We start from the raw sequence: 5,997 nt of genomic DNA, 5'->3' as shown, positions 1-5,997 counted from the left end.
TTCGCTTTGCCGGAGGGGCAGCGCGGAATCTACATCGGGGGCGGCGGTTCGGTCCGCATCGCCCGGCTGCTCGGCGTCGCGCGGATGAGCGACCTGATGCTCACTGGCCGCGTGCTGACCGCTGAAGAGGGTGAGCGCTTCAACCTCGTGCAATATCGGATGCCCAAGGGCGAGCATATCGCTCGCGCCATGTCGCTGGCGCACCGGATTGCCGAGAACGCCAAACTGACCAATTGGGCGATCGTCAACGGCCTGCCGCGTATTCAGGACTATTCCTATGATGACGGTCTGTTAGTCGAGGGCCTGTTCCACCATGTCGTGGCAAGCCCGGAATCTGCGCAGAGGCTGGATGAGTTCGTTTCCGGCCAGGCCCGCCGAATAGCCGAACCGGGCAAGTCCGGTGACGATTATCAGTCCGCGCAGAAGTAACGGAGGGCAGCATAGCTTTGCATGACGCGGCCATAGTCGGTTTCGCCGAGACCAGGATCGAGACGCGGGCAGGGCGCGATGTCTGGGAACTGGGCGGGGAAATCCTCGAATCCTTGCTCGACCGGACGGGGATCGAAAAGGGCGAAATCGATGGGATGCTCATCAACGCCTCGATGACGGGGGCCGGAAACTGCTTCTGGTCGCAAACCACCGCCGACTATCTCGGGCTGCAGCTCGATTTCTGCCAGACGGTCGATCTGGGCGGTTCGTCCGCATCGGGTGCGGTGGCCCGCGCCGCAGCGGCCCTGGATGCGGGCTTGTGTACGACCGTATTCCTGCTTAACGCTGATACCGAAGCGTCGGAGCCCAATCTCAATATTCGTGCATATCCCGTAGAATGGTCCATGCCCTATGGGGTCATCGGGCCGCCTGCCGACTTCGGGCTGCTGAGCAGCCGCTATGACCATCTTTATGGCCTTGATCTCAACGCTCTCGCCAAGCTGGCGGTGACGCAGCGCAACCACGCGCTGATGAACGACAATGCCTGCGAGAAACTGCGCAAGCCAATAACGGTCGAAGATTATATGAACTCGCGCATGATCGCGGAGCCCATTCGGCTGCTTGATTGTGTGATGGTGTGCGATGGCGCCAATGGGTTGCTGATGACGACCAGAAAGCGGGCGAAGGAAAAGGGCTTCGACAAATTCGCCGTTCCGCTCGGCTATGGGAAGCGGACCCATCATAATATTTCCGAGAGCCTTGCCGACGTCACAGAGAGCGGGCACGCGGCGGCCGGCAGGCGCGCCTTCGCGCAGGCTGGCCTGAGGCCGAAGGACATCGGTTCCTTCCACCCCTATGATGACTTTCTGATCGCGATCCTGCTGCAGATGGAGATGCTCGGCTTCGCGCCGCGCGGCCAGGGGAGCGCCTTCATCAATGAGACGAATCTCAGCCATGATGGCGACCTGCCCCTGAACACCGGCGGCGGGCAGATCTCCGCCGGACAGGCTGGGCTCGCCGGTGGCGGCACCAATCTGATTGAAGCGGTAAGGCAGCTTTTCGGCGAAGGCGGCGCGCGCCAGGTTGCCAATCGCAGCACTGCGCTTGTTACAGGGATTGGCTATATTCCCTATGGCCGCAATTGGGGTACGAGCGTCGCCATGATCCTGAGTATGGATGGTTGAGGCCGATATGAGCGAGCAGTTGAACGACACTTTGGATGTGACGCGGGCCACGCCGCGCACTTTCAGCTTTTCCAAACCCTTTTGGGACGCCACCCGCGAACGGAAGCTGCTGCTGCAATATTGCAGGGCGACGGGCCAGTTTCAATTCTATCCCCGCCCTGTGAGCCTGTTCACGGGGCGCAGAGATCTTGAGTGGCGCGAAGTTTCCGGCCGTGGGGAAGTCTTCGCCTTTACGGTGGCCCATATCGCCCGGCCGCCCTTTGCCGGACATACGCCATTCCTGATCGCGACGGTGACGCTGGACGTAGGCGTCAATATCATCGCCAATCTCATACGGTGCCCGGCTGACCGGGTCGCCATCGGGATGGGAGTGCGTCCGGCATGGACGCCCCTGGCCGACGGGACCAATCTGTTGCTGTTCGAACCGGATGACGCAGCCGATGTTGGTCGATGAGCCAGCCACCTTCGGCAAGACCGAATATGAAATCGATACGCTGACCCGTTCGCTGGGTTTCCTGACCCGCGTCGTTCATATCCAGATCAACGATTCCGTGCGGGCGCAAAGCGAACTGCCCGCAAGTCTGGCCACGCTTTCAATGCTGTCGCTTGTCCATGCCAATCCGGGCATTCGCCAGGTCCATGCCGCGCGAATTCTGTTGATCCAACAACCCAATATGGCGATTCTCGTCAAAAACATGGTCACCCGGGGGCTCATTAAGCGCCGCAAGGACACCGGCAAACGAAATGGCCTGTGGATTACGGCGGAGGGAGAGGAAATGATGGAGCGGGCCCAACGGGTGGACGCCGCCAACCGGAATTATGCAGACTGCCTGTCAGAGGAAGAATATGCGCAACTTATCATGCTTTTGAACCGTATTTACAGAGCGCGACTCTGAACGGAGCAGGGCATGGTGGAACCAGGGCGTCGGCCGACGAAGCTCGCTCCACGGCCATTTACATTGGCAAAACGCTTGACATTATACCATTTCGCGGAGAAACTCCGGGAAGTGAAAAGATGGGAAAACCATCAGCGAGAGGGTGATGGCCATTATGTGCAATTGGCGCGACTGCTCCTTTAAAAGGTACGGCAAGTCCTGCTGGGGCTCTGCAGATATTTGCACAATATTGAAGATTTGCCGATTCTGACGGCTGCGTAACTGACGGCCCGTTGCCGAGGGGGCTTAAAAACCATGGTGGCTTCCGGTTCGGTGCTGATGGCAAATTCTGGGATGGGCGCGGTTTGCGCCGGACGAGATCAGAACAACAAGGATAATTTGTCCGAAAAAACTCAAATAGCCGAGAGCTATCAATATGACGAGAATAGCTGGGAGGATGTAATGCAAAAGATATCACAAATGGTGGGGGTGTCGCTTTTTGCGGTGGCTTACACGTCATCTGCAAATGCTCAGGTCAGTGCCGAGCCGCCTGCCCAGCCTCAAGCGGCAAACCGGGACGTTGGTATTGCGGACATCGTGGTGACCGCGCAGCGCCGCGAGCAAGCGTCGCAGGACGTGCCGATTGCAGTGGCGGCATTCAGCGCCGATCAGTTGGAAAAGGCGGGGCTTCGTACCGCTACCGATCTTGAAAGGGTGGTCCCGGGCGTGACGCTGGACTCCAACGGCGCTCGCTCGCCAATCTTTCTTCGGGGCATCGGCAACAATAATTATGGCTCCCAATCTTCGGTCCTGACCTTCGTCGACGGAGTGTACCAGCCATTCGACAATACGGGGGGGACCGAGTTCAGCAACGTTGAGAGCATCGAACTTGCCAAGGGTCCGCAGGGCACGCTCTTCGGCCGGAACGCCACCGGCGGCGTTCTCCAGATCAGGACGAAAAATCCCCTGAATTGGCAGGGCCTCGACGTCCAGTTGGGCTACGCCAATTATGATACCTTGTCCGGCAAGATCTATGCAGCGGCGAAGTTGTCGGAGGTCATTGCCGCTGATGTGGCTGGCTTCTATTATAATCAGGACAACGGATGGGGCACAAACCTGTTCGACGGCAGTGATTACTATACGATGAAGCGCTACGGCGCCCGCAGCAAGCTGGTCGCCGAATTGGATGACAGTTTTACTGTAACCCTGGTCGGCGATTATTCGAACCGCCGTGGGCAACTGGGCGTGGGATTGTCGCGCGCCGCCAATTCCGAGTTCATCTTCGATTCCGGCGCCGATTTCGGCATGGGCCGAAAGCTTTTTCTTCCCACAATATATGACGTCAATACTGATGATCCGCGTTCGGGCTGGAAAACCGAAGAGGGCGGTGGCGCCCTGACGTTGGAGAAACGGATTGGCGAAGTGAAATTGCTCAGCATTTCATCTTACCGCCGGGCCAAGGAATTCTTCCTGGTGGATATCGATGGCGGGCCGGTCCCGGCATTCACGCTTGACCGCACCGACCGCCGCCGTGTCTTCACCCAGGAATTTCAGGCGAGCGGCGCTGGCGACCGGTTTAGCTGGGCAGCCGGGCTCTATTATTATTATGCGAAGAGCAAGATTGTTGGACCGGTATTTGGCGGGCCCGTTACTCAGTTCGCATTTTTTACGCCTCCGGGCGTGGATTTTGTCGTCAGTTCGACCGACATGGCAAACTCCTACGCCGCCTACGCGCAGGGAACGTTCGAAGTTTTTACTGAAACCAACGTTACGCTGGGTGCGCGCTATACTATTGAAAAACGGGAAATAACGGGCAGGACCACCGGCAGTCCAGTTCTCAGTCCGGAATCGGCCGGTACCCAGGAGGAAACCTTCAAGAAGCCCAATTTCCGCGTGGCCATCGACCATAAATTCACGCCGGATATCCTTGCCTACGCATCCTGGAGCCGGGGATTCAATGCGGGCTTCTTCAGCCAGCAGGCGTTTTTCTTCAACGACGTGTTAAATCCGGTCATCGAGCCGGAAGAGGTCGACGCCTATGAGGTCGGCATTAAGAGCGACCTTCTCGACCGGCATCTTCGAGTGAACCTTGCCGCTTTTCTGTATGACTATACCAATTTGCAGCAGCAGGTTTACATCAACAATGCGGTCACGACGATCAACGCGGCCGCGGCCCGCGTCAAGGGCGCCGAGATCGATATTGTCGCCCAGCCTGTGCGCGATCTGACCTTTTCATTCAGCGGCACTTATCTGGACACGGAGTATAAATCCTATCCCGCCGCCGCATTTTACGAGGTGCAGCCGGACGGCAGGTTGACTGCTGAGGCGCGGGACGCGGCTGGCAAACAACTGGTTCTCGCACCTGAATTCAGTTGGCAGGCCTCGGCGACCTATACACTCCGTACTGGTATTGGCACATTCGATACAACGGGGAACCTGAACTACCGGTCCAAATTGTTCGCGGACCCGCATAATGACTTCGTGATTCCGGACCGGGTCCTCATTGGCCTCAATGAGCGGTGGACATCCAATGATGGGAAAACGAGCATCACCCTCTGGGTCGATAATCTGACTGATGAACAGTGGAACAGCTCGACTGCCTTGTTGACACCCAATGGAAACATCGGACGGCCTGCTCCGCCTCGGACCTATGGGGTGACCTTCGGCCGGACATTCTGATCCCCCATGGCCCCCTCGGCTTATCGCGCTGAGGGGACCCATTTGTTCGCCTCCGCCGGCACGCCTTGTGCGCATTCCGCCATCAAACACGTGGCGCGTTCGACAGGCGCTCACGGTTCGATGCTGAGTATCTTTGGATTGTTGACGAGTGCCAAAAGGCCTCGCACATCCCCTTGATCCAGTATGCCGTAAACAGGCATTTGAGCATAAGCAGGGTTTTTAGCGCATTTTTCGAGCGCAATGAATTGAGAGGGATTTCCAAGAGTTCGATTTTCTGATTCAGAATCCATGCTGGTGAAGGAGGTTGGCATGGATGGCTCAAGCTTTATCGATTGGTTTCCATCCCGCGGCGCGATCTGTTGGCGGGTCTCGAAGGCGCGGCGCGGGACGCCGGTGCAAAGATTGTGACCAACGCCATGGTGGTCGACGCGCGCGCCGACGGTACGTTGATTTTCTCCAATGGCGATAAGGTCCAGGCGGATCTGGCGATCGGCTGCGACGGCATCTGGTCCCCGGTGCGCGCCGCGCTCAATCTCGAAGAGTTCCATCAGCGGACAGAAGAGGGTGCGCTCCGGACGATCGTTCCTGGAACCCAGGAAGAGATGGCCCCGGAAGCGCGGGGGCGTTGCATCGAGAACTGGAATGGCACGCGCCGACTTCTGATTACGCCGATCAACGATACAGAAGTTTATCTCGCTCTGACATGTCTTTCGGATGACGAGGAAGCTCGCGATACGCGCATACAGCCGTGCTGGAGCCAGACTTTCCCCGAATGGTCCTGGCTGATTGAACGGATCGGCGATGAAGTAACCTGGAACGTCTACAGCTTC

Annotated in this window: 6 protein-coding genes and 1 pseudogene; 6 read left to right on the top strand and 1 reads right to left on the bottom strand. The window is 58.0% G+C overall.

What is annotated here, in order from left to right; translation table 11 throughout:
* From VJS46_RS09650 to VJS46_RS09630, 5 genes and pseudogenes are all read left to right on the top strand, one after another.
* Positions 1 to 429, top strand: a pseudogene (locus VJS46_RS09650) (enoyl-CoA hydratase); the annotation flags it as partial.
* Between the two features lie 17 nt (positions 430 to 446).
* Entirely contained in the window at positions 447 to 1,613 is a 1,167-nt protein-coding gene (locus VJS46_RS09645) for a thiolase family protein (protein ID WP_324059820.1), read from the top strand.
* Positions 1,606 to 2,067: a Zn-ribbon domain-containing OB-fold protein gene (locus tag VJS46_RS09640; protein WP_324059819.1), complete on the top strand. Its 462-nt coding sequence runs from the start codon at positions 1,606 to 1,608 to the stop codon at positions 2,065 to 2,067. Before VJS46_RS09645 ends, VJS46_RS09640 begins: the two co-directional genes overlap by 8 nt.
* Positions 2,042 to 2,509, top strand: coding sequence for a MarR family winged helix-turn-helix transcriptional regulator (locus VJS46_RS09635; protein WP_324059818.1), 468 nt, complete (start codon positions 2,042 to 2,044; stop codon positions 2,507 to 2,509). The genes VJS46_RS09640 and VJS46_RS09635 overlap by 26 nt, the downstream gene beginning before the upstream one ends.
* A gap of 441 nt (positions 2,510 to 2,950) precedes the next feature.
* Positions 2,951 to 5,167, top strand: coding sequence for a TonB-dependent receptor (locus tag VJS46_RS09630; protein ID WP_324059817.1), 2,217 nt, complete (start codon positions 2,951 to 2,953; stop codon positions 5,165 to 5,167).
* Between the two features lie 110 nt (positions 5,168 to 5,277).
* On the opposite strand, the gene VJS46_RS09625 is transcribed toward VJS46_RS09630, so the two are convergent.
* Positions 5,278 to 5,457: a hypothetical protein gene (locus tag VJS46_RS09625; RefSeq protein ID WP_324059816.1), complete on the bottom strand. Its 180-nt coding sequence runs from the start codon at positions 5,455 to 5,457 to the stop codon at positions 5,278 to 5,280.
* Positions 5,458 to 5,499: 42 nt separating this feature from the next.
* On the opposite strand from VJS46_RS09625, the gene VJS46_RS09620 reads away from it, so the two are divergent.
* The coding region (locus tag VJS46_RS09620) for an FAD-dependent oxidoreductase (protein ID WP_324059814.1) at positions 5,500 to 5,997 on the top strand (498 nt) is incomplete at its 3' end.

This window comes from Rhizorhapis sp. (genome assembly GCF_035276005.1).
Classification (GTDB): Bacteria; Pseudomonadota; Alphaproteobacteria; order Sphingomonadales; family Sphingomonadaceae; genus Rhizorhapis.
This window is presented reverse-complemented; position numbering and strand designations above follow the sequence as displayed.

Bases quoted from the DNA above. Each gene is read 5' to 3' on its own strand.
- VJS46_RS09640 (WP_324059819.1), top strand. From the start codon at position 1,606: ATGGTTGAGGCCGATATGAGCGAGCAGTTGAACGACACTTTGGATGTG.
- VJS46_RS09635 (WP_324059818.1), top strand. From the start codon at position 2,042: ATGACGCAGCCGATGTTGGTCGATGAGCCAGCCACCTTCGGCAAGACC.
- VJS46_RS09630 (WP_324059817.1), top strand. From the start codon at position 2,951: ATGCAAAAGATATCACAAATGGTGGGGGTGTCGCTTTTTGCGGTGGCT.
- VJS46_RS09625 (WP_324059816.1), bottom strand. From the start codon at position 5,457: ATGGATTCTGAATCAGAAAATCGAACTCTTGGAAATCCCTCTCAATTC.